At 62.9% G+C, this 26,819-nt stretch carries 21 protein-coding genes; 12 read left to right on the forward strand and 9 right to left on the reverse strand.

The window, feature by feature from the left end; genetic code table 11:
• Nucleotide 1: 1 nt before the first annotated feature.
• The 6 genes from AAGA68_10445 to AAGA68_10470 all read right to left on the reverse strand — a co-directional run bounded on the left by AAGA68_10445 (nt 2) and on the right by AAGA68_10470 (nt 7,417).
• Nucleotides 2–940, reverse strand: a complete 939-nt coding sequence (locus tag AAGA68_10445) for a hypothetical protein (GenBank protein ID MEM9385470.1) — start codon at nt 938–940, stop codon at nt 2–4.
• Nucleotides 941–1,166: 226 nt separating this feature from the next.
• Nucleotides 1,167–2,258 (reverse strand): toll/interleukin-1 receptor domain-containing protein, encoded by a 1,092-nt coding sequence (locus tag AAGA68_10450; protein ID MEM9385471.1) that lies wholly within the window; start codon nt 2,256–2,258, stop codon nt 1,167–1,169.
• Nucleotides 2,255–3,898 carry a hypothetical protein gene (locus AAGA68_10455; GenBank protein MEM9385472.1) on the reverse strand — a complete coding sequence of 548 codons (1,644 nt, stop codon included), beginning with the start codon at nt 3,896–3,898 and terminating at the stop codon, nt 2,255–2,257. The genes AAGA68_10450 and AAGA68_10455 overlap by 4 nt, the downstream gene beginning before the upstream one ends.
• Nucleotides 3,899–3,976: 78 nt before the next feature.
• Nucleotides 3,977–4,939: a hypothetical protein gene (locus tag AAGA68_10460; protein ID MEM9385473.1), complete on the reverse strand. Its 963-nt coding sequence runs from the start codon at nt 4,937–4,939 to the stop codon at nt 3,977–3,979.
• 168 nt (nt 4,940–5,107) lie between these two features.
• Complete coding sequence (locus tag AAGA68_10465; protein MEM9385474.1) at nt 5,108–5,944, reverse strand: hypothetical protein; 837 nt, start codon at nt 5,942–5,944, stop codon at nt 5,108–5,110.
• 918 nt (nt 5,945–6,862) lie between these two features.
• The gene (locus AAGA68_10470) at nt 6,863–7,417 is read right to left on the reverse strand and encodes a PEP-CTERM sorting domain-containing protein (GenBank protein MEM9385475.1); all 555 of its coding nucleotides are present in this window, start codon (nt 7,415–7,417) and stop codon (nt 6,863–6,865) included.
• Nucleotides 7,418–8,049: 632 nt separating this feature from the next.
• On the opposite strand from AAGA68_10470, the gene AAGA68_10475 reads away from it, so the two are divergent.
• From AAGA68_10475 to AAGA68_10495, 5 genes are all read left to right on the forward strand, one after another.
• Entirely contained in the window at nt 8,050–8,616 is a 567-nt protein-coding gene (locus AAGA68_10475) for a hypothetical protein (protein MEM9385476.1), read from the forward strand.
• Between the two features lie 88 nt (nt 8,617–8,704).
• Entirely contained in the window at nt 8,705–9,418 is a 714-nt protein-coding gene (locus tag AAGA68_10480) for a hypothetical protein (GenBank protein MEM9385477.1), read from the forward strand.
• A gap of 342 nt (nt 9,419–9,760) precedes the next feature.
• A complete protein-coding gene (locus AAGA68_10485; protein MEM9385478.1) occupies nt 9,761–10,873 on the forward strand; it encodes a beta-eliminating lyase-related protein in 1,113 nt (370 codons plus the stop codon).
• A gap of 87 nt (nt 10,874–10,960) precedes the next feature.
• Complete coding sequence (locus AAGA68_10490) at nt 10,961–11,449, forward strand: BON domain-containing protein (protein ID MEM9385479.1); 489 nt, start codon at nt 10,961–10,963, stop codon at nt 11,447–11,449.
• A 229-nt stretch (nt 11,450–11,678) separates the two neighbouring features.
• On the forward strand, nt 11,679–12,830 hold the full coding sequence (locus AAGA68_10495; GenBank protein ID MEM9385480.1) for a hypothetical protein: 1,152 nt from the start codon (nt 11,679–11,681) through the stop codon (nt 12,828–12,830).
• A gap of 28 nt (nt 12,831–12,858) precedes the next feature.
• Here AAGA68_10495 and AAGA68_10500 read toward each other — a convergent pair whose 3' ends face one another.
• Complete coding sequence (locus AAGA68_10500) at nt 12,859–13,185, reverse strand: DUF1330 domain-containing protein (protein MEM9385481.1); 327 nt, start codon at nt 13,183–13,185, stop codon at nt 12,859–12,861.
• A 406-nt stretch (nt 13,186–13,591) separates the two neighbouring features.
• Here AAGA68_10500 and AAGA68_10505 point away from each other — a divergent pair, with 406 nt between their 5' ends.
• From AAGA68_10505 to AAGA68_10530, 6 genes are all read left to right on the forward strand, one after another.
• Nucleotides 13,592–14,503: an acyltransferase gene (locus AAGA68_10505; GenBank protein ID MEM9385482.1), complete on the forward strand. Its 912-nt coding sequence runs from the start codon at nt 13,592–13,594 to the stop codon at nt 14,501–14,503.
• Nucleotides 14,504–14,600: 97 nt separating this feature from the next.
• Nucleotides 14,601–15,836, forward strand: a complete 1,236-nt coding sequence (locus AAGA68_10510; GenBank protein ID MEM9385483.1) for an MFS transporter — start codon at nt 14,601–14,603, stop codon at nt 15,834–15,836.
• A 198-nt stretch (nt 15,837–16,034) separates the two neighbouring features.
• Nucleotides 16,035–17,567, forward strand: coding sequence for an amidase family protein (locus AAGA68_10515; protein ID MEM9385484.1), 1,533 nt, complete (start codon nt 16,035–16,037; stop codon nt 17,565–17,567).
• Nucleotides 17,568–18,074: 507 nt separating this feature from the next.
• A complete protein-coding gene (locus tag AAGA68_10520) occupies nt 18,075–19,109 on the forward strand; it encodes a phytanoyl-CoA dioxygenase family protein (protein ID MEM9385485.1) in 1,035 nt (344 codons plus the stop codon).
• Between the two features lie 167 nt (nt 19,110–19,276).
• Complete coding sequence (locus AAGA68_10525) at nt 19,277–20,122, forward strand: class I SAM-dependent methyltransferase (protein MEM9385486.1); 846 nt, start codon at nt 19,277–19,279, stop codon at nt 20,120–20,122.
• A complete protein-coding gene (locus AAGA68_10530; protein MEM9385487.1) occupies nt 20,119–21,048 on the forward strand; it encodes a class I SAM-dependent methyltransferase in 930 nt (309 codons plus the stop codon). Before AAGA68_10525 ends, AAGA68_10530 begins: the two co-directional genes overlap by 4 nt.
• Nucleotides 21,049–21,886: 838 nt before the next feature.
• Here AAGA68_10530 and AAGA68_10535 read toward each other — a convergent pair.
• Nucleotides 21,887–23,623: a glycoside hydrolase family 30 protein gene (locus AAGA68_10535; protein MEM9385488.1), complete on the reverse strand. Its 1,737-nt coding sequence runs from the start codon at nt 23,621–23,623 to the stop codon at nt 21,887–21,889.
• Between the two features lie 1,144 nt (nt 23,624–24,767).
• On the opposite strand from AAGA68_10535, the gene AAGA68_10540 reads away from it, so the two are divergent.
• Nucleotides 24,768–25,823 (forward strand): hypothetical protein, encoded by a 1,056-nt coding sequence (locus tag AAGA68_10540; protein ID MEM9385489.1) that lies wholly within the window; start codon nt 24,768–24,770, stop codon nt 25,821–25,823.
• A 78-nt stretch (nt 25,824–25,901) separates the two neighbouring features.
• Here the strand turns inward: AAGA68_10540 and AAGA68_10545 are convergent, their stop codons facing one another.
• Nucleotides 25,902–26,717, reverse strand: coding sequence for a hypothetical protein (locus AAGA68_10545; protein ID MEM9385490.1), 816 nt, complete (start codon nt 26,715–26,717; stop codon nt 25,902–25,904).
• Nucleotides 26,718–26,819: the final 102 nt, after the last annotated feature.

Genomic DNA, 26,819 nt, shown 5'->3' on the forward strand with positions numbered 1-26,819 from the left:
CCTATCCTTCTGCAACCGTAGTCGCCAATACCAACGCAAGAGCTGCTGTGGTCATCAGCAGTAACGCCAGTGCCTTCTTCCGCTGAGGCGGTTGATCAGGTTTTGCCGGCATTGACCAGTCGATCGCCACGATCAACGCCCCGCTAAGCCCAACCATCGGAACGATCACCGCGGGCGGACCGACCGTCAGTGCTTGCAGATAGCAACCAAAACCCAGGAAGTTAAACAAACCAATCGCTATCGCTTGTGCCGTTTGCTTGATAGATGGCTTGGGTGGCGCTGCGGCAAACCCTCGGGAGGTTGCAGGTGCAAGCAACACCGAAATCCCCAAAACGGCTGCAACTGTGTTGGTCGCAATCATGAACGAGATTGGCTCTATCCTGAGATCCATCATGAGCGTGTCCAGGATCTTCAGTGCACCGCCTACGAAAACCGCGCCCAAAAGGGAGAAAAACGAAAGCCATCTATGGCCCTTTGGCGCCCCCTGACGCTTCCCGCTCCAGGCAACGGCAAGTATTGGCAACGTCAACACAATCGGAATCCAGATCTGCTCAAGTCGAAACCCGTCGTCCATCAGGAATACGAACACCAAGACCGGTAGAAACACACCGAGCCGTCGCACGCTCTGCACGGTAGCCACGGAGAGGCCGTTGCTAGCACGGGATTTCAACTCGCGCTGCAACCAATAGCACCCCCCGCTGAACGCGGCCGCGAATACTAGAATCCAGACCGACCAATCCCCTAAGGCGTCGGGGCCAACAATGGCCATTCCAGCAGCCGCAAACAGAAGTGTTGACGCGGTGGAAAGAAGCCGTCGAGAGCGACCGGCCGATTCGCTTGTGGATCGTACGTCCACGCGCAACTCAAGGTACTCGCGAGTAGTCGTGAACGCCGTGGCAGCCAGGGTCAGGCTTAGCCAAGAGCCGAAAATCTCGTTCACCAAACGAACCTACATGAGTACCGATGAAGACTGTCGAGCGATTGGTCGCCCCAGAGAGCTGCCCGCGCCACCTGCGCTTGGCAATGCCGCGGACCAAGAGGCCCGTATTCACTAGTGTACGCTGCGACCGGAATCTCTCACCACAACGCACGCGCGTTGAACGACGCTCGAACGGCTGCGGTGATCACGATGCCGTACCGCGCGCGGCGTTGGCGGGCGATTCAGGCTACTGCGTTCCCACCCGATCCTGACGCAGCGCTGCTAGCAGGCGATTCACCTCGCTGGAGAAGCACTCGGGGTCACAAGCCCATTCGCGAAAATCCGCAGCGTGGCGATCGCGAAGCTCCGCAGCGAAGGCACCGATGTAGTCCTTAAGCAGGTAGTCATCCAGCAACACGGGCAAGATGATGTGCTCCCCGCGGCGCGCCTCTTCGTCGAAGGAGGTCGTGAGCTCGCTGTTCACCCACGTGCTCTGCAGGGAAGCGGTCGAGCAAATCAACAGCACCCTGTCCCGTGCGCGAATAGCCCGCGAGATTTCGGTGCGTAGGGATGAGCCCACGGGCAGCGATTGCTCATCGCGCCAGCAACATACCCCGGCGTGCTGCAGCGTCTCCTGCAAGTGAGTCGCAAAGGCTCGGTCCTGGCGCGAGTAGGAGATAAAGCAATCGCAGTAGGCTGCGCCGACGGCAGCCGAGAGAGCGGCCCCTATGACTTGGCGGGGCACCTGACAGTCGGCGAGGAACGCCTCGTGCTCGGCGGCAAGGCGCTCGATCGTCGGCACATCGAGCGCGCAACGAGCGAAGTGCTCTACGGTGGATAGGTCACGCGCACCGTCCAGGCGTAACGCCGCGAGGTTGCAGCCCCCGAGGCGCAATCCGGTGAGCAAGGTCTCGCGCAGATCGACGGCGGACAGGTTGCAGTCCCCCAAGATGGCCTCCACGAGCGATGCACCGCGTAGGTCGACCGCCAGTAGACTCGCATCCCACGCGGTCACCTGGTTGAGATCGGCTTCGCGCAAGGTGGACCTGTTCAAGGTGGAACTGCTGAGCACTGCCCCGCCCAGTGAGGCGCCCTCGAAGGACGCCTCCACCAGGCGACAATGACGCAGCGATATCCTCGTGAGATCGGCTCCACGGAGGGAGGCATGGGTTAAGTTCACGCCGTCCAGCGAGAAGCCAGCGAGCGTGCACTCATCGAGCTCAGCCCCCACGAAGTAGCGCTCGCCTTCTCGGTAACGTGCAAGCAACTCGCTTGCGCTGGTGGGCGCACGGTAAGTGGCGTCGGTGAAAACGGCACCGCTTCGTGCACCCTCACTCATGGCGTACTTCGCGTCCCGTTCGAGCGGTCCAAGGTCTCCCCTGCTCGCTGGGCAAAGTGAGTAATCCACTCCAACCACTTTGGTGTTGGCTTATGCAGCGTGTCTGACTTCAACCAGATCACACCACAGCACTGACTTGCGCCATCCGGCCCTGTGGCCATCATCGGCACGCCAAGGTCGCCCACCTGGTCGCGATCTAACACCCGCTCGTTGACCTTACGCCCCTTCGCGTCGATCTCCTGCCAAGCCCCCTTCCATTCCCAGACCTTGCCTCTATCACCGCACAACTCAACGAACACGGGTCGCATGTGGTCGACCACATATCGCGACCATCCGTCGTCCCTAGGAGTGATCTCAGGGTTAAAGTGATGAGAGGTGCCATAGCCTGGGGAGAATTTCCCCGCCGCCCGCGAATAGGGGAATACATCGACCTCCCTGGCAAAGACCGCACTCTTGGCGATGTACTGCAGCAAGCCCTGCGGCTCGCGCAGTTCCAACATCTGCATGATCACGCCTCGCAGGCGCTCGAGCACCCGCTCATAGGAGTGACAGAACCCACGCAGGGCCTCGCGCAGCATTCGTATACTGGTGGAGTTGAAGGCGTTGACGTCACTGCACTCGATACTGAGCACCAACAGCTGCTCGCTGCCCAAACGCTGCGGGATGACCAAGCTACTCTTCGCGTCGTCCCAGAGCCTGAAGTAGTTCATGGGCTCGGCGCCCTTAACGATGTTCGGAGCGACTAGCGCACCGCGCTCGGCGGCCAGCGGGACCAGTCCGTCGCACGCCTCCTTACAGAACAAACGCTTGTCCGACTCCATCAATGACTGCGGATAAGACGCCGCAATCGTCAGGCTGTTCTCGCTCAGCTCCCCCACGCTCAGGGTGGCGAGCAACTTCGCTGCTGGCCCAACCTCGAGGGAAAGCTGCTGCACCACCAGCCCCAACCACTCGTGGAGAAAATCATTGGGCGAGCAGGCCATGCGCGGCAGCACGCTGGGCGCGTCTGCCACGGGCGATGCTTCCACGCACTCACGCGCATGGAGCCAGATCTGGAAAAACTCTCTCACGAGCTCTTCCTGGTGGCATCTAGCCTCGGACGTTCTCGCGGTGATCGGCACCGTGGCGACGAACAACGCACTCGTCACCCCGTTGACGTAGGCCCGCGCCTCTAGCACCTGGCAGGCCGGGGCCTCTTTACCATCCTCATCGTCCCGATAGGTCTGAAACGGAGGTGTGTCAGCCATGACGTGAGAGCGAGACTCCAGTCCGTGATAGGTGATCTCGATGCACTCATCCGCGGTCGGTGAAGCCATACCAAAGCGCCCTTTTCCGCTATCGCGGACCTCGACTGGCAGCCAGTGCGTCACCAGTCCGCCGAAGGCCTCGATATGCAGCACGGAAGATGCCGGATCTCGCTTGTAAAGTGCACACTCCTTAGCGCCGATGAGTTCCGCTAGTCTCTTCACCCTTAGCCCTACTGGCTCTCGAAGCTCCATCGCATCGCGGGCGAGCGCCGCCAACTCCTGATCCTCGTCATCTGCAAGTTCTTCCCAGAAGCATAGCCCTCGTGTTCGTTGCAGCTCGATGATTCGTTCGACAGGTGCAGTCACTTGCACAGACTTACCCTTGGTTTCCATGAGGCTCCTCTCATGTCGATACGGCGCGCAACCCCTGCGCGCGCAGATACCGACGAATAACGTGAAATCCCGTGCCAACTAGCTCGGATCGAAGTGCTCGGCCAGGTAGCGCAGCAGTCTGCTCCATTGCATGCGTACGCTCTCTACTGATTTGTCGAGGACCTCGGCGATCTGTCGATAGTCCATTCGGTGAGTAATCAACAGGTCGAACAGCTTCTGATCCTGCAGGGAACGCCGTCGCACCAAGTACCGCAGACGCTCGAATGCATTCGCGTATTCGGCGGCCAACTCTGGCCGCGTGTAGATCGAGTCGTCAGAACCGAAGCGCGACAGGACTACACCAAAGCTTGCATCCGACTCGGGCAGTTGATCGTGGGCGGCGAACACGAGCTCGTCGTTCAGGTAGTCCACGAGCTGGGAGAATAGAAAGGCGTGGAAGCGACGCTCCGCAGCGTCGGACGGTACACCGGCGGGACCACCGTGACTGGCAGCCCCCATGGGCCCTACGTAGCAGAGAAATCGTTGCTCCGTGTGCGTCGACCAGAGTAGACGCCTAAACGACGCGCCCAGATCAAAACTATAACCTGCCAGGGCGTTGGCGTAACGGGAGAGTAACCTCTCGATCAGCAATCGATGTTTCACCATGTAGACGCCACGGATGAACATGATCTCATCGCGCGACCAATCACGGCCCGGACTGGCGACCACGCGCTTGAGCAGCTGGTCGTAGATGTTGCCAGCGATGGCGTCGATCAGGGCTTGGGTTGCGGTCCTTTCGCCCAGATCGATTTCGACGAGCCTTTGCAGCGAACAGCGGAAGATCACGTGCTCATCTAATTCCCGCAAAAGGCGCTTGCAGGCGGCGAACACGAATTCCAGACGGTTGTTCGGTATGAGTAGGTCACAAGGCGCTGCCAGCGACTCGACAGCATCCAGCATCAAAGACGCTTGCTGGGAGCGAACTAGTCTTGCCTCCTCCGTGGTCCAGTCGCTTTGGTGTTTACGAAGAAGCGCTTCAAGTTGATCGGGCGGCAGTGTCATTACGGTCTCCCTAGGTGAAGTGCTGTGCGGTCGCTCAAGCCAACTAACTGCCTTTGCGCCCGCGACAATAATCAGCGTACTGGTCGTCAGCGGAGGCGTAACATGGAAGTTCGATCTGCGGTCGGTCTCGCTGGAAAATCGTTTGCGTGCGGCGGGTACGCAGCCGCTCTAGATGTCCCCATCCTTGTCGAAGTTCTCCGTCAGAAAGCGCTTCAATGCCTCCCACTGCGCCTTCACCTCGGCGGTGGGGCGTCGCAAGAGCTCCGCGATCTCGTGGTACGCCAAGCCCGCACGAACGGTCAGGTCATAGAGCCGCCGGTCTTCCGGGGAGCGGCGTGCGAGCAGCCATTTGATGCGAGCATCTGCGCTGTTGTGCGATGCAACGCTCGCGCGCGGATAGGTGACGACGCTGCCGCCCGGCGAGGTGGACGGAGCCTGCGGCGCCGAAGTGGATGACTCCGCGAGCGGAATGGGCGGAGCGGAGAAGGACAGGCTCTCGTGCAGCTGATGGATCACGCTCACGACCACGAAAGTGAACAGGCGCTTGGTGGCCTCTTCGGGCGAGGGTTTGTCGTCCAGACTTCGGATCGGAGGCGGGCAGGCGCGCAGTCGCTGCACGGTCGGCGTTGACCAAAGGAGTCTTTTGAAGCATTCGAAGACGTCGATGTCAGCCCCCGGGAAGCCGTCGCGATATCGGGCCAGCGTTCGCTCCAGCAAATCGCTACGAGACCCCAGCAGTGGACCCTGGATAAAGACGACGTCGTCCGCGCCCCAGTGCTCACCGGACGTCGAGACGATTTGCTTGGTGATCTTCTCGTAGAAGAGCCGGCTCACCATCCCCAGGAACTTGGCTTGGTCGGCCTGGGGTCGATTCTCCTGTTGTATCCGCGCCAGTGCGACACGCAGAATCGCATCCACATCGAGCGCCTTGACTAGGCGCTGACACGCCTTGACGATTTCCTCCCGCTGCGCCGCGGAGGTGTAACTGCTCGCCGTATTCGCCATCCCGACGATGGCGCCCCGAATTAGTGCAGGCCGCGCTTCATTGAACCGGCGCCAATCAGCTGGGCACCACTCGGAAACAGGCTTCCGTAGTAAGGCGTCGAGTTCGCTGCTCATATCCTTCCCCTTGGATTTGAGTGCTCCAAAATGGAGCGATCCCCTTTCCATCAACATCGTTCTTTGTTAAGGGCACGACGCGTAGCCTCGATGTGGCCTAGGTCATCCCTTACAAGTGAAACTTGTTAATAAAACCATAGAATATGTTGATCCCAGGATGGTTCCCCAAACCGCATAACGGTTGCTGATGCCAACATCAGCCCGCGCAACAGTGCCCCCACGGATAAGCGAGCTTCTTCATTAGTAGGCAACGAAATCGCAGTGCAGCATCGGCGCTCGTTGAGCGCGGGAACGCGTACGCAGCGTAGGGGCTGGTCCAACCCTGGCCTGAACAGATCGGCTCTTGGCGCACGGCCGTCGCACCCAGACTTCCCGCCGGTGCCGGTGCGCCATGTGACTTGCGCAGCTAGCGATATCGCTCAATACCAGTGCAGCACGAGCGATGGACACATTACCTATTTAATGCAATCGCCTACTTCAACCTGACGTGCATCTCAGGTCATCTCGACAGGCGCGCAGTCACCGACGTTGACGGATCGGGGGTCTCATCATCGTAGCGCAGGGTGGGCTAGAAGTCGGTCGCGCAAAGGCTGAACTCTCCAGCGCTCAATTGAGTCGGCTCCGCGGCGTTCGCGGTCGTAGTGCGTGCCCGGCCGGGCCAAATTGCATCTACGATCAGAGCAGGCTCCGTGCCTGCGAAGAAATCGACAGCACAGGCGCGGACCCGGCGGCTCGTGTGCCTCGAAGCGAGCACTTGCTGAAGGGCGAGCGCCGGCTCATGGCCGACGCGCCCAAATTACGACATTAGGTAGAAATGACTCGCCGGCGGCGCAGCAAGCCGATACCAAAGAACCCCAGGGCGAGGAGGGCAACGGTGCCCGGCTCCGCGATTCCAGTCGGCCCAATCACCTCTAGGAAGTCAGCGCCGAAGTTCAGGGACGCCGAAGTAAGGCTGGCCCCTCCCGTCGGTAACAATACGCTGAAGAACAAGCCGCTGTGCGGAATGTCGTACTGCGTCGACGAGCCGCTTCGGTAAATCACTGAATTGCCAAAGGTGCTGACGCCACCGGATTGCTCGGAAACAACAGCGCCGAACTCATCGATCAGCCCCACCCTGAGGATGCTCCCGCCAGAGATCGGCAGCGCGTAAGTGAGATTCAGGCCGAAATTAAAGCTGGCGCCCCTGACCTGTTTGCCATCGGCGTAGAGCACACGGATGTCTAGGCTGGCCCCATCAGCGCTGGTGGGCAAGCCGGCCGCCGTCATGGCACTGGTGATGTCTTCGTTGAAAGAGCTAATTACACCGGGACCTCCCGGGTCGATGGTGATCTCCACGGCTCGCGCATCCATCGTTGTCATGAGTAGTGCCAGCGGAGCGAGTGCCGCGGCGAGCATGCGTTTTCTGGTTGTACACCTCAGAGCGTTCATTGCCCTTATTTCTCCCTTTCTTGTTGCTTACGCACAGTGCTTTTTTTGAATTTCCTAAGCGCGCTAATCGATTCCCGCCCGAGCATTGTGAGTCGCCGGAGCCGGGATCGAGAGCATCCAACGGCTGACAGACACACCGCCAGCCAAAGGTTAGTGGCGTATAAGGGGCGGAGCTTGTGTCACCGGTTGCGCCCCTACCGGTTTGGGGTAGCGAGCGGGTGAGGAATCCTGGCAAAACTCAGCAGGTACGCGGCGAGTACGACATTGCCCTCTTGGCGCCAGAATGCGGCGACAGGCGCTGCCCATCGCTGTCATCCTGCTCTGCAGGGCCGCCGCGCCAGCAGCCTTCGCCCTGACCACTTCTGCCCACCCCACGTTATCGAGCCCTCAACCCGGACTTCCGTGTCGCGTATCGACAAGGCGGCAATGCGCACACCCATTGTCGCCACCCTGAACTATCTACTTCATTAGGCACGCTGTGCGCCGCGAGAGCGCCGTTCATGGCGGTGAACAGGCAGCACGGATCGGTTGATCTGCCGGCCCGGTGTCGTCAGTATGCGCGCATGCTGTACAGAGCCACCCTGATCGCTCTCGCGCTGCCCGCTCTCGGGGGGTGCGCCACGGTCGTGCGAGGCACCACCGACACGCTCACGATTGCATCTTTCCCTGAAGGAGCGACGGTGACGTCGGATATCCCCGTGCCCACATCCGACTCATCAGTCAACGTACCTGGTGGCGTTTACGGCTGCGACGCCACGCCGTGTTCGATCGAGGTGCCCCGGCGCGCGAGCGGACGCATCACCGTGTCCCTCGATGGGTACCGACCCATCAGCTATCGGATCGTATCGTCAGCGACCACGAGCAACGACGTGCTCGTCCCTGGCACGCTCATCGCCGGCCTGCCGCCTGGGAGTCACGTGGTCGTCGGCACGCCGCAGAGCGGTCAGGTCGGCCTGCGCGGCGCAAGTAGTCTGACAGGGATGGCTACCTACGGTGCAGGGAGCGTGATCGACGCGATGAGCGGCGCCAATCTCAATGTGGCGCCGCAGGTGGTGACCGTGTTTCTCGCTTTGATCGCAGGCGCCACTGGAGGCGATTCGACCGATGAGACCTCGCCAACCTCCCCCTGAGATAGACCCACCGAAGCCTTCGGGACGGCGTGCGACTCGGGTCTGCGTGCTCGCGGCGCTCGTGATACCCCTCGCGGGTTGCACGACGGTGAACCGCGGCACGACGGACTACTTCTTCGTCGACACGATCCCCCAAGGAGCGCGGGTCACGATCACCAAGATGACCGAGGGGAAGCCCGCAGACTGCCCGAGCACCCCGTGCGCCATCGCCAGGTCACGCGCCGACGAGTTCATCGCCACCATTACCCATGAGGGCTATAAGCCTGTAGAGCTACTCATTCTGCACAGCACCCGACGCGCCTCCTTAAGCGGCACCGTGGTGGGTAACACCGTGGTAGGCGGCGGCCTGACCGTCGCCGGCTTCGCCGCAACTGGGGCCATGATCGGCGAAGTCGTGACCTTGGGCTTTGGCGGATCCGGCGCTGCGGGGACGCTCGCCGCAGCTTCCTTACCCATTGCTGGTGGCGTCGCGGCCAGCATGATGCTCGTCGACGTTGCCTCGGGCGCGGGGCAAAACCTGTTCCCAAACCCCGTCGTTTTAGCGCTGGCGCCCGAGGGCGAGGGCGCGTCCGAGCTGAGCGATCCGCGCGTGCCCCTGTTCGAGGAGCAGCTGGTACTGGAGGAGCGGACCGCTCGCGCGTGCGGTCGCACGGAAGCACGCTACCGATCGCAAGCGTGTGTGGGGGCGCGGCGCGAACTGAAGGCGAAGAAGCGCGAGATTCGCAAGGCGACGGGGGTGCTGTTTACGGTGGAGGAGTCGTCTTCTGCGCAAGAGGGTCCGAAGACAGGTCCAGCGGAGTAGCTGCGGTTACGAGGAGAGCGCTTGTCCTGTAACTTGAGTAGTTGAAACACTCGACTGGTAGTTGCATCCGGCGCAAAGGCCGTCAGACGCGAAGGCCACGGGATCGTCGCCCTGCCGGCTTACCTTTGTCTCCAGGCAGTGGAACAAGGTCACTTGGCGCGAGTACTGCCAGATTGGATCGCCGGGGACGCGTACCGGAGCCTACTGATGCCGCCTCGCCGGGGCGTCATGCCCGCGGTTGATGCGCTCGCGCGATACCGGCAGCACGCGCTGCCCGCGCAAGTGAGCCCCTAGCGCATCGTCGTTCGATGCTGTTTCAAGCAACACATGAAGGAAGTACGCATGTACACCGGAGCCTTGCTCGGCCACCCCCTGGCGCAGCAATGCACGCGCTTCGTCACTCGACACAAGCCACTGACCCACCGGCAGTGGTTGCGACGTATCGAACAGGTGCCGGAAGTTGACCTGGAGGTGGACTGCTACGGCGACGGACCCGCCATGCAATTGCTCGAGCGAACAATGGCCGATCTGCTTGGGAAGGAGCAGGCACTGTTCGTACACAAGGGCAGCGTGGGCCAGTACGCGGCCCTACTCGAATACGCTCGCCGCTCGCGCAGACAGCACATCGCGATTCACCCTCAGTCTCATTTCGCCGTTGACGAAGCCGACGCCTACCAAGCGCTGCTTAGGCTGCAAGCGGTGGCCTTCGGCAGCGAGAACGAGGCGATACGGGACGAGGACATCACCCGACTCGCGCCACACGCTGACCAGCTGAGCACGGTCTGCATCGAGCTTCCGGTAAGAAGGGCAGGCTTCCGGCTGCCCGACTGGCAGACCTTGCTCGCGCTCCAGGCCTTCGCACAGGAGGCTCAGGTGCCGCTCCACATCGACGGCGCCAGGCTACTGGAGTCCGCTCACTACTGGCACAAGCCCTACGACCAGGTAGCCGATCTCGGCGACAGCGTCTACGTCTCCTTGTACAAGATGCTGGGCGCAGCGGCAGGCGGCGTGATCGCCGCAGACGCGGAGTTCATCAGCAGCTTGCGCGTATGGCGCAGCAGGTTGGCGGGGGATCTGTACACCGCGTTCCCCTACGTCTTGAGCGCCTTGTGGGGACTAAAGAACTACCTGCCGAGGGTTGGCGAGTTTCACGCCCGAGCGCAGCGCCTGTCCGAGTGCTTCGCTCAACGGTTCGGCGATGCTGCCATCGCCCATCCGGTGCAGAGTAGCGGCTTCCAACTGACACTCCCTATCGCGCCGCAGGCCCTCCATACGCTGACGCTGCAAGTAGCACAAGCGCAGAAGACCTGGCTGTTCGACCGCGTGTACGCCAACGGCCAAGGACGCTCCATGGTGGAGATCCAGGTCGGCGATGCCTTGGACGACTGGCAGGATGACGAGCTGGTGGACTTCCTGTTCGACGTGATCGATGCACGCTCACAGTCGCCGCCTTAGCGCGTGCAGTTCGCAACACTCGGGGCGAACACTGGAAGGCTATACTGCGATGATCATGGAACAGTCACTACACGGGGACACACGCTTATGGGCCTTCTCGATTTCGTAAGGGATGTGGGCCGCCAGGTCTTCAATTCCGATGCCGAAGCCGCCGAGAAGATCCGCCAGGACCTGGATATCCAGCTCTCGGGGATCAAGCATCTCGATGTGAAATTTGACGACGGCGTCGCCACCCTCTGCGGCGACTGCGCAAACCAGAGCACCCGGGATACTGCAGTGTTGATCGTTGGCAACATCAAGGGTGTCGAGAGGGTGGTCGCCGACGAACTGCGCGTGACAGCCCCTGCTGAGCAGCCGGCGCCCACGGCCGAGTCGGCCACTGCCGTACCCATAGAGCCCGAAGAGAAGTCGGAGATTTACGAGATCGTCAGCGGCGACACGCTAGGCGGCATTGCAAAGCGCTACTACGGCAACGCCGGCGCCTACATGCGCATCTTCGAAGCCAACCGAGGCATCATCGAGGACCCCGATCGGATCTATCCCGGTCAAAAGATCCGCATTCCGCTCGACAGCTAGACCGCACCCGGAAGCCAACGCCAGCGCGCTGCCGGCACCCTGCCTGGCTACTCGATAGCCGGACCTGACCCAAACGGTGAAGGTTCTGTGCGCCGGGTTACGTACGAAATAGGCAGGAGCTCACGAGGCTCGCTCATCGTCCCGATGAGCGATGACTGCGCCCACCCCATCAGCGCCCCGTGTGCCCCAAACGGCCTTAGATCGACCCACTCACAGGCAGGTGATCCACATGCAGGTACACACAACCGTTTTCGGGCGACTCGTCGCCACCGTGCTCTTCGTCGCCGCCTCAGTGCTCCCCCCTGGACTAGCTGAAGCACCGCTTGGCACGGTGGCCTTCTTCGACGGCATTGACGACTGCGACCAAGGCGCGGGCTGGTCGTACTCGGCCGATTTCGCCGGCGTCGCACCGCTGGTCGTCAACAACCCCAACCGCTCCGACGAGACGGCAGGACAGCCGCTCGAGAGTCGAGAGCTAGCGGATCATCAGCACGACTTCGAGCTCACCATGCGCGTGAAGCCAAAGGTGATCGCGGCGGCCGGCGGGTCGGGCACGGATTTAGGCAAGGCGAAGAAGTACCACAGCCACGGCAGTACGGACGCAAGCAACAGTGACCTTCCCCTCATCCAGATGCCCGTGTGTATGCAGGGCGCCACCGACGCGGTCGATTCCATGCCGCGCGGGTCGGCCGTGCTGCTGTCGCCAAAGGTACCCGGTGCACCTAACCGCTGCCCTAATGGTTGGCAGTCCTTCGATGCGGCGAATGGCCGCTTCGTCGTGCCGCTGCAGGAGGGCGGCACTCCGCTCGGCATGGGCGGCGGGCCGGCGGTAGAACAGTTCGGACTGCCGCTCACGCACCAGCACGGGCTCAGCACGGAAGTCGATATCGGCAAGCGCGCGGTCGCCGCATCGCACAGTTGCTGCAACACCAATCCGGGGAACACCAAAAACAGGACGATCGCAGGGCCCGCCGATGGCGCCGAAGGATCACTGCCCTACTTCACCTTGATGCTGTGCCTGAAGACCGAGACGCCCACCCAACCAGCCCCGATTGCGCAAGGGTTGGTTGCGTTCTTCCCGAACCGGGACAGCTGCCCCCAGGGCTGGAGCACGAACGACGACATGCGTGGTCGCTACCTTGTGGGGTCGGCGCTCGGCGATCAGGCCACCTTCGGCGGCGCGCCTCTCACCGATCTTGAGAATCGCGTGCACCTTCATGAGTTTTCCGGCGAGGTGGCCCTGCACAAAACGGAGGTGGTCGCTGCCCCCGGGGGCGATCACCACTGGGCCAAGAAAAAGAAGTACGACTACAACGGCGAGTCGACCGAGCAGGGATCAGGCGCGCCGTACATTCAGATGCTCACTTGTACCAAGGACTGAACGGCGCGCCGATAGGTACCCGCTGGGCCTAGCCTTTAGGCAGGTAGGGGATTGTACCGGCCGCGTCGGCGTCGTCGATGATGTAGAACTGGCTCGCGGTCCCCGCCTGCCTGGAGGCGATAAACGGCGCGTACTCGGGATCGCTGGCGAAGGCCTTTGCGGCATCGACGCTCGGAAACTGCAGCAAAGCAATCAGGCTGACATCGGGGGCATCGCCCTCGAGAGGAGTGATGCTGCCACTGCGGGACAGGTATTTGCCCGCGTGCTTGTGGACGATGTCGTGAACCTTCGCCGCGTACTCCGGCACCCAGGAGTCATCGTTAATTTTTACGTTAGCAATTAGGTAAGCGGTCATGGCGGATCCTCCGTTATCACGATGGAGGCCATCGTACCTTATCGCCCGGGAGTGCGCGCAACGACACGGCGTGGCGCTGGTACCATCGCCAAACGTCTATCGTCCCTGAGGGACTTCTCTTCGCTCTTCCGTGTTGGGAGCAGGCGGCCGATGGGCCTTGAGAGAGTCCGCGCTCGCGCTGTCGTCGCCACGGACCCACGCGCCGCGCTTGGCGCCTCGCGGCGGCAGCTTGCTGGCGAAGCAGACGGCCTGACATCAATAGGCGTCTCGACGCCTGGCGGGAGTGGGGTTGTGCACCCTCCCAGACGTAGCCCTAAGCGCGACGGCTGACCGGCGCTTCGCCGCCGAGAAGCTCGGCCCTGGCGGCACGCGGGGCTACACTCAGGCATACTTGCCGCTACTCCTAATGCAAGACAAGGCGCCGATGTTCCAGCAGATCAAGGGCGTCATCGCGCTCGTCGCCCTAGCAGCGAACACCGTCTTCTGGTTCATTCCCATCATGCTCGGCGCGATCGTCCGCCTGCTGCTGCCCTTCGCCGCGGTGCGCCAGTTCACCTCCCGCCTGCTCATGGCCTGCGGCGAGCATTGGATCTCCGTAAACAACTGGTTGCTCGAGACAACGCAGGGCACACGCTTCCACATTACGGGCGTAGATGCGCTCCGCCGCGATGACTGGTACCTCGTCGTCTCGAATCACCAGAGCTGGACCGACATCGTCGTGTTGCAGCGCGTGTTCAACCGGCGCATCCCGTTTCTCAAGTTCTTCATCAAGCAGGTGTTGATCTGGGTGCCGTTCTTAGGGCTGGCCTGGTGGGCAATGGACATGCCCTTCATGCAGCGCTACTCGCGCAAGTTCCTCGAGAAGCATCCACACCTGCGCGGCAAGGACCTGGAGGCCACGCGCAAGTCGTGCGAGCGCTTCGCCGAGGTGCCGACCACGGTCATCAACTTCGTCGAGGGCACTCGCTTCACACCCGAGAAGCAGGCGAAGGCAAACGCGGCCTACACGCACCTGCTACCGCCGCGGGCCGGTGGCGTCGCGTTTGCCCTGTCGGTGATGGGTGAGCAGTTCCACATGTTGCTCGATGTCACGATCGTCTACCCGGGCGGCCGAAGGAAGTTATGGGATTTATTCACTGGCAAGATCAACGACGTCGTGGTCGACGTGCGCGAGGTGCCCGTCGAGCCCTGGATGCACAAGGGAGACTACGCTCAGGATCCGGAGTTTCGCGCCCGTTTCCAGGCGTGGTTGTCCGCCCTATGGGCCCAGAAGGACGATACGTTCACTGCCCTCGAACGGGATTGGGACCAGCGATAGCGGGATGCTGGAAACGGGTCCGCGCGGCACGGGTCGAGGGAGCGTTCACGATCCGCTACGCTAGGCGTCATCTAGGCTGAGCGCTACGAGCATTCCCGTGACCCAACTCCTTCGCCGCCCCCTGGTGATCATCTTGGCCGGCTGCCTGATCTCCACCGTAGGGTTTGGTGCGCGCTCTACCTTCGGGCTGTTCCTCGAGCCGATGACGGCCGCGAGAGGATGGGGGCGGGAGACCTTCGCCATGGCCCTGGCGTTACAGAACTTGTGTTGGGGCTTGGTGCTACCCTTCGCCAGTGCCCTGGCCGATCGCTACGGCCCGTCACGAGTGCTCACCGTGGGGGCAGTGGTGTACGGCGCTGGCGTGTGGGGCATGGCGATGACAAGCTCTGCCTTGGGATTCAACTTGCTGGCCGGAGTGCTCACGGGGACGGGCATCGCACTCACGTCCTTCTCCATCGCCCTGGCGGCCATGGTGCAAGTGGTTCCAACGCATCGACAGACCCTGGTGCTCGGCCTGGGCACCGCGGCTGGCTCCGCGGGGCAGGTGCTGTTCTCGCCGTTGAGCCAGGCCTTGATCGGCGCCCATGGCTGGTCCTCCGCGCTCGTCATACTCGCCAGCCTCGTGCTCGTGGTGGTGCCTGCCGCCTGGCTCTTGCCGCCTGCCGACACACCAGAGGCGAGCGCTTCTCGCCAGGCCCTTACTCAGACCCTGGGACAGGCGGTACGAGAGGCCTTGAAGCACCGCGGCTACCTGCTGCTGACCGTGGGCTTTTTCGTCTGCGGCTTTCACGTGGCCTTCATCACCGTGCACTTCCCTGCCTACGTCAAAGACCTAGGACTCCCCGCGCAGGTCGGCGCCTATGCGATTGCCCTGATCGGCCTGTTTAATATCGCCGGGTCTATTCTCTCGGGGCTTGCCGGCCAGCGGTGGCCCATGCGCCACGGTCTCGCGGTCATCTACGCCCTGCGCGCCGTGGCCATCACGGCGCTGCTGCTGCTGCCGAAGACTAGCCTTAGCATGCTCGTGTTCGCCTCAGCCATGGGGTTGCTTTGGCTGTCCACCGTGCCCCTCACCTCGGGCATCGTGGCGCGCGTCTTCGGGCCACGCTACATGGCGACCCTGTTTGGTATCGTCTTCCTCAGCCATCAACTCGGCAGCTTCAGCGGCGTGTGGTTAGGGGGATACCTTTACGACAAGATCGGCGCCTACGATCTCGTCTGGTGGACGGGTGTGGGCTTGTCTCTCCTCGCGACGCTCATCCACCTCCCTATCGATGAACGGCCGCTGCGCCGTGAACCCCTACTGGCGAGGGCCGAGGCGCCTCACGCGTAACGGACTTGCAAGCCCGTACAAGCCCGAGCGTGTGCCTCGCCGACCTGCCGAAATCCTCGCACCGTGCCCGGGGGTCGGCTCAAGATCGGCCTCCACTTCAAACCACTCCGGCCCCCTCGCCATCAAACCCTACTTCGGCGCTACGGCGACACCGTCGCCGATGCGTGCTGTGCCCAATGAGCACTAGAGGGATTTCGTATGCGAGGGGTAGCTCGAACCGCATCGTTGGCGATGCTGTGCATCGGACTCACTTCGGTCGCGATCTGCACGGTGCCGAACGCATCGCTCAGCACCGCAGTTGATCTCACGTCCTCGGCGGAAGCCCTCGCGAGGGCGATCAGACACGGTGAACTTACGAGTGAAGCGCTGGTAGCAGCCTCTCTCGATCGAATCTCCTCGCTCGACAGGCGCGGGCCGCACTACCGAAGCATCCTCTCGCTCAACGAGGCAGCGCTCGAGGAGGCACGCACGCTAGACGCTGAAGCGGCGCGCGGCGAGTACCGAGGTCGGCTGCACGGGCTGCCGGTGCTGGTGAAGGACACGGTCGAAACGCGAGAGCTCCCCACTACCGCCGGCTCCCCGGCGCTAGCGGAGAACTTCACGCGGCGGGACGCCGACGTCATCGCTCAACTCAGGTCGCAAGGCGCCATCGTCCTCGGCAAGACAAACCTCTCGGAGTGGTCGAACTTCCGTTCCTCGGATGCGCCGGCAGGGTGGAGCGGCCTCGGTGGACAAACGCTCAACGCCGTTGACCGATCAGTGTCACCGTGTGGCTCCTCATCAGGATCAGCGGTTGCCGTCGCCCTGTCGTTAGCGCCCCTCGCCGTCGGGGTGGAAACGAATGGCTCCATCACGAGCCCCGCTGCGTGCAACGGGGTGGTGGGAATGAAGCCCACCGTTGGCCTGGTGTCGCAGGCGGGCATCATCCCCGTATCTCGATCACAGGACTCGGCAGGACCAATGGCGCGCACGGTTCGCGACGCTGCACTCATGCTGAACGCGATGGTTGGGCCTGATGCCGCGGATCGGTCGGTGGATTATCTGGCGGAGATCGAACGCGGCGTGCAGGGCATGAGGGTCGGCGTCTTTCGCTGGGCCGAGGGCACAAACCCCGAGGTATCTGCAGCCTTCAACAGGGCACTAGGGGCACTCGAGGCTCACGGTGCGGTCCTCGTCGATATCACATCCTTTAGGCCGGATCCCATCACGTGGGAAAGCGGGGGTACGCTCCTGGACATCGAGTTCAGGGCCGATCTCGATGCGTATCTGGCAAACGCACCGGAGGAGGTCCCGGTACGTTCGATCACCGACCTGATCACGTTCAACGCCGACCATGCCACCGACGGTAGCCTCGACCAATCCGGTCTCATTCAAGCGGCCACCGCGCCGAGCATTGAGAGCGCGCAGTACAAACGAATCTCCACCGCCATCAAAGCCGCCACAGGCCCGCAGGGCATTGATGCGTTGCTTAAGAGCCATCGGGTGGAGGTGTTGGTGATGCCTTCGGGCGCCCTACCATCACCGCTCGATGGCGATGAGCGCGCGTCGTCGAACGCCCCTCCCATCGGGGCGAGTTGGCTTGCCGCCATGGCCGGCTATCCTGCGCTATCCGTCCCGATGCAGAGCGAAGCTGATCGCCTCCCTGTCGGCATGCTGATGACGGCGACTGCCTGGAACGATGCGCTATTGCTCCGCGTGGGTCGAGCTCTAGAGATCGCACTGGCACGGTGAAGGCCAAGGCAGCGCACGCCTAGTCGGCTAGCAGCTGGCCTAACTCGGTACTGAGTTTCTTCTTAGCTGAACAGAACACTCATCTGCCGCAGGCATGACCTCGAGCCGCCCGCTACGCCTAGCCGCAGCCGGGCTGCGACGGCTGCCCTGGGCCGCGCGAGTTCGAAAGCCTAACGTCGTCGGACGCACGTCAGAGGCTGCCGATAGCCTTCGGCCAACGCTGGCACGGTCGCGAGTGGCGATGATCGGTCCCAACATCCCTCTCCCCCACGACCGTGGGACAGGCTACGTCTCACAATCACAGTACGCCAGGTCGCCGCCTTAAGCCAGCCACAGCACACGCGACTGCGCGCCAACGTATCACGCTTCCGGTACCTCGCTCGCCGGCAGACCTTTGGTGACGCACTGGCGCTCGGCCTATCGAGTTTGACAAAATCCAATGCGCCTCGTGTGGCGAATCCTCTCCACGCCGCACGTAAACCCCCCCACGACCTAGCGAGATCACGGATGCAAGAGTCGACGCCGACCAGGCGCTCGTTGCTCGTGGGCGATAACGCCCGGCGCGACGACGTCGACCAAGCGTGGGAGCAAGACAACCAAGCCTGGTGGGATTGGTACGTCTCGCTCGCGCAGCCAGAGGCGCCTCACGGCCGTCAGGCCCCAGTCGACGACACGGACGACATGCCACTGGCGGCAGCGTCCGCGCCACCTGCGCTCGACGGGGACGTGCACGCATTTCTGCAAACACCCTACGCGCTCTCGGAAGCGCAGATCGGCGAGTTTCAGCGCAGGGGCTTCCTCAAGCTCAAAAACGTGCTGAGCGCTGCCGTGGCCGCACGCCTGCGCGAGGAGATGGTGCGGTTGCTGGAAGCCGCCTACGCCAGTTCTCTGGATGGCGGCACGCGCGCGCGGTTTCTGAGCCTCGAGCTGGTGTGGCTGGAGAACGCCCTGATCCGCGCCTTCGTCACCAGTCCGCGCATCGCCGGCATCGCCGGTGAGCTGCTCGACGTTTCGGGCGTACGCCTGTACCACGACAATCTCATGTCCAAGGAGCCCGGATGCGGTCGCACGCCCTGGCACTACGACGACCACCACTTTCCCCTCGCGACCCAAGAGGTGGTGACCGCCTGGATCCCCGCGCAGGCGATCCCGCGCCGCATGGGCCCACTGGCCTTCGCCCATCCAATCGACGTTTGGAAACGCGTTCGCGACGTGCCTTTCAACAAGTTCGACACCAGCTACGACCAGCAGGTAGGTGAGATCTTCCGCGATGGCGAAGTGGCGATAGACGACTCCTCCTTCGCCCTCGGCGAGGTGAGTTTCCACCACAACCTTAGCTTTCATACTGCCGGCCCCAACCTCACGGAACTCAGCCGAGTCGTGCTCGCCAACACCTACTTCGCCGACGGTGCCCGCGTGCTCGACCGGCCCACCATGGTGTCCGGGGACTGGCAGAAGTTCATGCCCGGCGTCGCGCCGGGCGGCCTCGCCAACAGCGCGCTTAACCCGGTGTGCTGGTCCCGCGTACGCGCCCAGCCGTGAGGTAGAAGTTCGTTGATGAGTCCACGGTGCCTTTTCGCCCCTGAGCACATTGCTCCTCCTACCGCGGAGCCCGCCACGCTCGTCGTCGCGCCACGCTCAGCAACGAACACTCGCGCACGAATTCATCAATGAAGCCAACTCGCGACACTAGCCTGCGGAGAGTCCCTTTGAGCAATACCACCTTTCAACGCAGCTGCGAGCACTGGAGTGAAGCGCGGCGCGGCGAGATGGATGACTTCTACACCCTGGCGCGGGTGGACTATCAACACCTCGCGAACGCGAACGACTGGGTGAGCTGGCTCGCGGGCCGGCAAGACAGCGCGCCCGGACGCCCGCTGCGCCTGCTCGATGTCGCCTGTGGCTCGGGCAAGTTCCCCGCTGCCCTCCTGTGCGACACGGAGCTCCCACGCGCCAACCTGCGCCCGATCACCTACGATCTCCTCGACCCGAGCGACTTCTCGATTGCGCAGGCCCGCAGCGCACTCGCCCCGCCGTTCATGGCCGGCGAGGAACTGGTCACCACGCTCCAAGGGCTCGATGCCGCCAGCGGCGCGTACGACATCGTGTGGGCGACGCACGCCCTGTACGCTGTCCCCGAGGCCGAGCTGGACCAGGCGCTAGGTCGCTTTTTGCGGGCGATGGATGGCGTGGGGTTCATCGCACACAGCAGCGAAGTCGGCCACTACATCCGCTGCTACGACCACTACCGCCAGGCCTTCCAGACCGGTTCCGACCGTGTTCCTTACAGCACGGCCGAGCAGATCCTCGCTAGCCTCGACCGCCTCGGCGCCGCCTATCGTACTGAGCAGATCCGCTACACCAATGGCGTGGACCATGGCGGTCATGAGCGCGTTGAGGGCTACCTCCAGCGCTGTGTTTTCGACGACCAGGTAAGCCTCGAACAGATGCTGGAAGCCGAACCTCTGGCCACCTATCTGCGCGCTTGCCAACGAGACGATCAGTGGCGCTTCGAACAGCATGTCACCCTGATTTACTTGGGCGAAGACGCATGACTTCAGTCGACCCCATCCTGCACACGCCGTTTACCGACAAGCTGCGTCGACGCGAAGCACCCTCGGCGCAGGAGCTGCGCGAACACCTACTCGAGGTGCATCGTCGAAACGCCGGGTTCACGGAGACCTGCGCCTGGGCGAGCCGCGACGTGCGCGGACGCAACAGCTACCAGTGGCTCGCGGAGCTGATCGAGCCGCAGCGACACACGCACGTCCTGGACCTCGCCTGTGGAAGCGGTCGCCTCAGCGCCCTCTGCCACGAGCAGCACGGCGATGCCGTGTGCTTGGTCGGCGTGGACATGAGCGAAGACGAGCTCGCGCTCGCGCGCGCCCGCTTGCGGCACGCGCAAGTGACGCTCCATCAAGGTCTGGCCCAGGACCTCCACGTGCTGCAGGACGAGTCCGTGGACGTCGCCCTGTGCCACTGGGCACTGACCCTGATGGATCCCGTAGGCCCCGTGCTGGCGGAAGTCGCCAGGGTGCTGCGCCCGGGCGGCGTGTTCGGTGCCATCGTCGATGGCGACATGCGCCGCTCCCCCAGCTACGAGGCGATCCATCAGCTCATCTACGACGCTGTCTGCGATGAGTACCCTGGCTACGGGGAGTTTGATCTGGGTGACGCACGGGTGCGCAGCACGGCGGCGTTGAGTGCGCTTGCGAGCGAGTATTTCGACGGTTGCCCCGTGCAGGTGGAGCCGGGCCTGGTCCACCTCGACGCCCCACCCGGCGAGCTTGCGCGCATCGTCGCCGGGTTTTTCTACGCCTCCTTCGTGCTCTGCGGCGCGAGTAGGGCGCGCATGCTAAGCGCCTTAGAGACATACCTCGCTGGCCAAGGCGACGCGCTTGGCGCTCGCTTCTCGATGCCTATCAATCGCCTCGTGGTGACCAAGGAGACACTCGCCGAACACCGTCGAGCGCACGGCTAAAGATCGCCCACCTATCGCACCCAGCCATCACCACGGCGCGCGCGCGAGGCGTAGGCCCTGCACCCATCGTCATGGGGCTTCTCCCATCTACAATGGCTAACGCCCTCGGCGTACTTCACCGCGTTCGGTGAAGCGGCCAACCCAGTGAATCCGAACTGCGGCGCAGTCACGCAAGGGATGTTGGGCAGTACAAACCTCACGCCCTGAATGGGTAGCGCTATGATCGAGAGCCAGGGCGTCGTTCAGAGCGCACAAGCTTGGCATCGAGCGGCCATAGCGCCACCGGCTATCTGTGTTCCTAGACTCCAAGCAGGGAGGCACCTGGCGCCATCACCGCCAGTGGGCACTAGCCCGCCCAGGGAGCATTGCGCCCGTACCAAGTGGTCCGCGGCTAACGGCTCAATAGCTCCTATGGTGCCGAACACGACCAAGGGTAGTTCTTGACGCGAGGGTTGGAGGCCGGGGGAGCTCGTTTGACAGACTTATGGGTGCTCGCGCCACCAGCTCTAGTGTCCTGAGTTAGAAGTTCGTTGATGAATTCGCACGCGGGTTTTTGTCCCTGAGCGTGGCGCGACGACGAGCGTGGCAGGCCCCACGGGAGGAGGAGCAACGTGCTCAGGGGCGAAAAGGTGCCGCGAATTCATCAACGAACTTCTAACTCGGGACACTAGGATCCGCGCATCGACAAAAAGGGCGAGGCAAGCCTTCCTAGGCCTGTCCTGGGCCGCTGCCTCACCGGGAAGGCGACGGGCGTCCGGCGTACCCCCGGGCTCAAGACTCGCCGACCGCCATCGCAGGACCGGTCGCTAGCTAGCTCGCTGGGCTGCGAAGCCGGCCCTCAGCGCGCAGCGCCGAGGCTCAGCCTAACCGTCTGCAAGGCGTTCGCCGGAATCGTGATCGCAGCGTGCTCCTCACCCACCTGTAAGGAGTAGTCGATGGGCGCCTTGGTCGTGTTCAGCAGCTGCACGCTGATCAGGCCTTCGGCGTTGCGCGTCGCGCTCGCGTGCAGTGCGTCCTCGCCCATGCCGTCGGCGAGCACCGTCGTCGCCTGTAGTGCCCGATCCCCAGGCCGTATCGTGCGGCTGAGCTGCTTGAGCACGTGGAAGATCGGCGTGTAGTAGACCTCGTCCGTCTCAGTGTCGATCATGATCGGCGCGCCGCAGAAGTTGCCCACATGGTTGGGCCCGCCGTTGCTGTCGAGCACGATGTTCCAGTCGATCCAGCCCGACATCCAATTGTTGAAGCTAACGATGATGTTGCGGGCGTAGCGATGGACAGGCGTGTACACAGGATGGAGTTCCGGTGCCGGTGCCCAGGACGCGGTGTAGGCCCAGTCGGTCGCGTTGGGGTTCCACCAGAAATCGTCGTTGCCGAACCACCCGCTCTCCTGGAAGCCCTCCGGGTCACCGATGCCCCCGGGCGCTGGCTTGCCCAGATCGTCGATGGTGCCCTCGGTGTGGATGATGTCGAAGGCTGGGAACTGCTCGTGGGCCTCGACCAGCGCCTCCTCGAATACTTGGGTCGTGCTGCCGTACCAGTGCACGCCCGTGCCGTAGACGTAGCGAGCCGCCTCCGGGTCGCCGAGGATGGCCTTGGTCCAGCGCGGGAGATCGTCCCGGTTCTGGTCGTAGATGAGTAGCTTCAGCTGTTCGTAGCCACCCTCTTGGAGCTTTGGTCCCAGGTGTTGCTTGATGAACTCGCCCTGGGACTGCGGGGTGAAGTGCATGCTCTCCCACTGGCCGCTGTTGCCGTTCGGCTCGTTGACGGGCGTCATGCCCCAGATCTCGACGCCCTGCTCGCGATAGCTGTCCAGGTAGCGCAGCAGATAGTCGGCATAGGTCGCCTCGTACTGTGGCTTGAGCACGCCACCGGTGCCCTGGTAGCCGTTGGCTTCCGTGGGCCTCACGTAGTAGTCCTCGATGTCCTTCATCCAGGGCGGTGCGGACCAGGCGGACGCGACGATCGACAAGGTGGGGTCTGACTGATTGCGCTTGATCGCGAGCGCCTCCTGGATCATCGGCAGCAGGTCAAAGGTCTCGTCGGCGATGCCCGGGTACTGCTCCCGAGCGAAGCCGTCGCTGTCTACCTCGATGCTGAAGTGCTCTAAGGCCGCGTCATCCGCCACCGGTGCATAGGTGTAGCGTCCCTCGACGGAGAAATCAGTCGAAGCGATGACCGTGCGCGCGATGGACAGGTCGGCGCCATCCTCTCCGTACACCTCACGCATGACGACAGCCCGCTCCTGCGGCGGTAGGTGGGCCAGGACGAACGCGGACGACTCGGTGAAGGAGGAGCCTACTCCCGTCATCGTCTGCTTCTCTCGGTCAGGGAACACCTCGATCCGGGCACCGGCCTCCTCGGGCGCCGGGCCCGCGCGTAGGGCGACGTTCTCCTTCACGGCGAGACGATCGCCGGCCTCGCTGGTGACGAGGATCTCGACGGTGGAGCGAGACTCGGGCACCACCGACGCCGACGATGGCGCCTGCTCGGTGCACGCAGCGCAGCACCATAGGCATAAGCTCGAGAGGGTGAGAGGGCGCAGATTAGGCGCGGCGATCCATCGAAAGCGGTCCATTGGGTTTCCTCAGCACTCTTGAAACGTGATGGCGGCGGGGATACCCACTACAGAGCCCGTCACGGCGCCACCCTCCCTCGGCGAGCCGGCCGACGCCGCTTTGCGCCGAGCGCTAGCCCACGCCTTCTCCCTAGCCAGGTGGCGCCAGACCATCATGCCGGCCGTAGGCCTGCCAACACAGTCCTACAACCGCAACGCCGAGCTCGGCTCGGCGAGTGTGGGAGAGGGGTTACTAGTATTCCACGGGTTGGGCCGGTTGACGAGAACGGGCTGCGCCGCCAGCGCCCAGCGCTGGACAGGACGCCGGGCGCAAGGGACTCGCCATCCTCCACGTTCGGTTCATCTCCTGCGGTTTTGTGATGAATTGCACTCGTCTATGGTAGAGCCCGTGTGCTGCCAGCGACGGGGACAGTGTTGACATCAATCGCCAGATCGCTCCCCGCGGGAGCGACGCTACCGCGTCACCAACACGTTACGCCCTACGTAACCCTCGTCCTAGGCGGTAAGTATGTGGAAGCGGGCGACCACGGGAGGTTCACGGTCGGGCCGGGTGATGTCCTCGTCCACGGGAAGTTCGCGTCCCATGCAAACTGGATAGGCGCACGGCGGGATATCGAGACGCTCAATTTCGAACTTAACGATGCCCCAGACATCGAGCCGCTTTGTTCCGCTTCGAATGCGGAGGAAGTCGCGCGCTTGGCGGAATCAGATCTGGCACACGCTATGGCCGCCCTACTCCAGTCCATGACGCCGAGGCATCGACGGCCTCGGATTGGCCTGAAATCATCGCCAACGCCATCCGCGACGATCCCGCAAAGCCGGTGAGCTATTGGTGTCGATCGCTGGGGTTGGCCCCAGGAACCGTTAGCCGCGGGTTCAAACGTAGCTTTGGCGTATCGGCAGCCGAATACCGGGCGACGGCTCGCGCCCGCAGGTCCTACGATGCATTGATCAAAGGTGGTGCAGCCCTCGTCGACATTGCAGGTCAATTCGGGTTTTCAGACCAAGCACACTTCACCCGATCCATCCGCGCCCTGACCGGCGCACCCCCTAGCTATTGGCGACAGGTCAAAAATCTTCAAGACGCGCGGCCGTCGCTGAATTAGAACGTCAGGGAGATCATCATTCTCTGGAGTCTGCATTCATGCGGTCAGCCATCGTGGGACTGTCTCTGCTCTTCGGCGCCTGCACGGAGCCACTAGCGGCGCCAACGCTCGACCCTGATCCAGCGATCCGTGCGAGCGCCACCTCAGCTGAGAAGATCTCCAACGCCATCGGGGCTGGGCTGCAGGGAGATGCTCGCCGTGCCGTGGCACTGCTAAGGACGGTGGACCCTATCGCGCTTGATGGACGGGACCAACAGTACCGAAGCTGTATGTTGGAGCGCTTCGGTAGCGCCCGCCCTCTCGCCTCAGCACGAGGGAACGATAGCGCTTTCGCGAGTAGGGTAGTTGAGATCTACCAGCGATATTGGCGCAGATCACTGAAGGCGCCGGAGTCGCGGCACAGGCACACGAAGGAACTCGAACAAGCGCTGCGGCAGCACATGCGCCTGCCAGATGGCACAGACAGCGTTGCGATCGAACGCGCTTTACGCGCCAGGCTGGAGGCGCAAGGGCTGCACGCCCTGCTCGGCCAGACCGGTGTACTTCGGGAGTTGATGATATGGCGCCGGGAAGAGCGCCGTTCCGAAACCGTCGAGATGCCTCACGGCACCTACAGCACCGATGTTGCGTTTCTGGATGATTTCGTCGTTACTGGCTGGGGGCAGTTTGCAACGTGTGAAACCCGAGGGGCTGGCGGCTGGGTAGCGGACAAGACCTTGTTCGCCGTGGTACCGATCTACGAAGATCTAGAGGGCGAAGAGTTCCGAGTCACCTTTCTCGGCCACGAGACGCAGCACTTTCTTGACCTCGAGCAGTTCCCCGACATGGCGCCCTGGGAACTCGAGTATCGAGCCAAGCTGATGGAGTTAGCCATGGCGCAGGACACGCGCGCACGGGTCCTGCAAAAGTTCATCGAAGACCAAGGCGATGACCCAAGCTCGCATCATTCCTATGCGAATCGTAAGGTACTCAGGGTACTCATGGGTGAGCTCTCGGCCCCCAGCCCCACTTCCCTGCTGTCGGTGAATGGCCAGTCCCTTCGGGACGCGGCCTATCGGTTGTTCAAGTCCGACACGGCCATGCGGGATCGGTAGCAGGCACTCGGGAGGGAAGATGGCAACCGCCGCACTGGGTACGGCGACTGCTTCGTTCGTCGATCGGCAATCGCGCGATCAGTTGTAAACCCCGGGGTGGGTGCCCAAGCCATCTCCACCATCGAAGGTCATGACGTTGCGGGTGTTGCCACGGATGGTGCCGTCGCTTCCGCCTGCCGGGCCGCTCAACACTTGCACCAGGCCTGCGCCCCAGGGGCTGTCGAAGACCTCACAGCCGCCGGCGCCGTAGCCCGTCGATGAGTCGATCACAAAGGGTGACGATGAGCGATAGCGCACCACCAGGTACTGGTCGAGGTCCACCAGCACGGGCGCGTCGCCTCGCCGATCGAGGCGGCTCTTTTGGATCCAATACTCGCCGTAGCCCAGCATCGACCCTGCCGGCATCACCGATCCCTCCCATTCTCCCGCCAGGGGGATGTCCTGGTTGCTGATCACGACCAACACCCAGTCGTGCAGCTCCCAACCGAGCTCGTGTACGTGCTCGCTGGAGAGGGAGCGCACGCGGTAGTTAGCCCGGGGGTCGATGTATGCGTCGAGGAAGGTGATGGCACCCGAGCCGGCGAGCGCGTCGACGTCCACGCCGAAGCGCTGGGAGAAGAACGCCTTGGCGTCTTGCTCGAGCTGAGCCACCTCGTCGGGCGTGCGCTCTGCGATCTGCGTGTGGAAGTAGTTGCCATCGCAGAAGCCGAAGAAGCATCCGGGCACGTTCGGATTCGCGCTGGCCGGATCGTACTCACCGTCGGCGAGCGCGGTAGCGATGGTGGTAAATCCTGCAGGGGCTGGGTTGATACCAGGGAACTCGGTGGCGTGGGCCGCGGTGCCTTGCAGGCCTACGGCGATGAGGGCGGCGAGGGAGAGGAGTCGTGCGCGCATGAGATGCTCCTATAACGTTTGAGAACGATGAGGGCGCAACGCCTAACTGACTGCGCCCGTCGTTTCTCCCTGCGCGTTCTGCTGCTCAAAGAGACCATTCAA

It is taken from the genome of Pseudomonadota bacterium (assembly GCA_039193195.1).
Classification (GTDB): Bacteria; Pseudomonadota; Gammaproteobacteria; order Steroidobacterales; family JBCBZW01; genus JBCBZW01.